Below are 2435 nucleotides of genomic sequence, written 5' to 3' on the forward strand. Positions count from 1 at the left end.
AAAGAATTTGGTGACTTTTTAAAGCAACGCTGCACAGGTTGTACGGCATTTATTTATGTGAGTGATCGTAAGCTACTCAAAAAGGTTGGATTAAAGCCTCAATGGAAAAATGATCTAAATAACGGTGGACTCGAAGGTGTATTAGGTAAAATTGATCTGTATTAGAAAATCGATATGAAAAAAGTATCTGATGTCAACTGGGATACGTGGAGTCCAAAAGAGACGGCTACGTTAATGTTTATTTTTAAGAATAAGAAAATCCTACTGATTCATAAAAAACGTGGCCTAGGTGCTGGGTATTATAATGCCCCTGGCGGACGACTTGAGAAGGACGAAACGACAGAAGAATGTGCCATTCGTGAAACTCAGGAGGAGTTGTGCATTACTCCGCTCAATCCCTCGCATGCCGGGACGCTGATGTTTCAGTTCATAGATGGGCATAGCATTCATGGCGAGGTCTATACTGCAACTGAATTTGAAGGGGATCCAAAAGAAACCGATGAGGCTATTCCAATTTGGTTTCCGGAAGACGCCCTTCCCTATCATAACATGTGGGCGGACGATTCAATTTGGTGTCCAAAAATGCTCGCCGGCGAAAAATTTATCGGACGTTTTATCTTTAATGGAAAAATGTTACTGGACCACGAATTAACTCTTATAAATTAATATTTTTCATTATTAACTTTTCATATATTAGGCCTTGTTATTTCTTTTTGATGTCCTAAAATTTACAAACGGTAAGTCGGTTTAATTAGCACGGCTCACTGGATCAGGTTTAGTTACATATAACAGAAAGGTCGAGATAATGAGCACTGCAGATCCTGGAGAAGGAAATGAGATGAATCAAGTCGCGCAAATATTGCAGGAAACTGCAACATTGCGAAAAACTAAATCAAAGATATCCTCGATATCTGGAGTGCTAATTCTTCTGCTTGTTGTGTTTTTGATAGTAGATATCGTTCAATTTATAAGGACGTATGATACAGAAGAAGTTATTACAGAGGTTAAGTCCGCTCTTCCTCAATTCATGAGCAGTCCCGTCGTCAAAAATCTGGCACACAGTATTCAAACGGAAGTTCTTCCGACGTATGTGGATGAATTATCGTTAAAATTAAAAGAATCCCAGGGACTCATAGAATTAGAATGTTACTCGATGATCGAAAATATAAGAGGTGAGATGGGGCCAGCACTACAGAAAAAGATTATTGGGGATCTTGAAGAGATCCTTGTGGATACAAACTTAACCTTGCAGGGTCGCTATCCCGGCTTAAATGAAGCAGAGATTTTTCATATTTTGTATACTCTTCGAACTGAAGTCCAAAAGCAGTATCCCGAGCGAATCAATGCTCAAGTTAAAGCGATGTTTGATGGTATTAATTCGAGTTTGAAAAGTTTGAAAAACACAGATTCCTACAAAAAGTTAGCAGAGGTAGATACGGCAGGACTAGAGCGCATGCTATTAACGACATCTCTTGAACTGATGATTTATGAATTGGATCCAAATGCAGGGAACATTCGCTAACTTTTAATAAGGATAAAATTATGACAGATTTAATAACGATAGTAGAAAAAGAAAAAATAGTGGCAAAAAAAGCGGTAAGGACGACCTCGATTGTTTCCGTCCTGCTTTTGCTTTTCGTCATCGTAGAAGTCGTGTTTATTCGCCATACGTTTCACGAAAAGTTGGCATCAAAAAATGTTGCATCAATAGTAATGGATACAGCTTATATTAATGTGCCTGATCTTGAGGCCCAGCTCCTGGTGAGCGCGAAAGAGCTGGCTCCTGTTCTGGCGGAGGAGTTTATTTTTTATGCGTTAACTCTTATTCATGATGTCGGACCGTTGGCCACAGATAATATCTTATTGCTAGCTGATATGATAATGGATGATTTTCGGATTCAAGCTGTTCCGGTTCTTCAAGAGCGGTTGTTTGAGCTATACGATAATCTATATCAGAGTAGAGATAGCATCTCGGATCCGATATTGGTTAAATCCGCAATTAATGAATTACTCGATCTATGGGAAATAGAATTCCAGAAGCAATTAGATTTAGGGTTTAACTTAGCTGTGGACTATATTGACGATGAAGTTTCTATTCTTGTGAATGTTCCTGAAGAAGATCTGACGAAAAGACAGATTGCTGAAAAACAACTATTGGCCTGCTCACAGATATTGTTTAATCGATTGTCTGTCACTTCGGAGTAAGATTGATGTCCTGATTAAAACGCCCCTGTTCCACAGGGGCGTTTCTATTTATTTGAGCTCCATAAATTGAGATTAACTCCAGAATCATGTATGTTTCTGTTAGTAAGTTGAATCGTTCCTGTTAGTTACCGAGGAAGGCTGGGTCTTGTTTTAATATTTTTTTGCCGTTTTATTGTCACCGTTCCTGGTGCAGCTCCTCGAGGCTTGGATACGTATTTTGCTTCAGTACA

At 38.9% G+C, this 2435-nt stretch carries 4 protein-coding genes; all 4 read left to right on the plus strand.

Translation table 11 applies throughout. The features are described from left to right. Nucleotides 1–165 (plus strand): class I SAM-dependent RNA methyltransferase (locus tag HRT72_02565; GenBank protein NQY66593.1); only part of this gene is annotated, 165 nt, incomplete at its 5' end. A gap of 9 nt (nucleotides 166–174) precedes the next feature. Next, nucleotides 175–666 (plus strand): 8-oxo-dGTP diphosphatase, encoded by a 492-nt coding sequence (locus HRT72_02570; protein ID NQY66594.1) that lies wholly within the window; start codon nucleotides 175–177, stop codon nucleotides 664–666. Between the two features lie 139 nt (nucleotides 667–805). Then, nucleotides 806–1522 carry a hypothetical protein gene (locus tag HRT72_02575; protein NQY66595.1) on the plus strand — a complete coding sequence of 239 codons (717 nt, stop codon included), beginning with the start codon at nucleotides 806–808 and terminating at the stop codon, nucleotides 1520–1522. A gap of 20 nt (nucleotides 1523–1542) precedes the next feature. Beyond that, entirely contained in the window at nucleotides 1543–2205 is a 663-nt protein-coding gene (locus HRT72_02580; GenBank protein NQY66596.1) for a hypothetical protein, read from the plus strand. The last annotated feature ends 230 nt before the right edge of the window (nucleotides 2206–2435 follow it).

It is taken from the genome of Flavobacteriales bacterium, assembly GCA_013214975.1.
Taxonomy (GTDB): Bacteria; Bacteroidota; Bacteroidia; order DT-38; family DT-38; genus DT-38.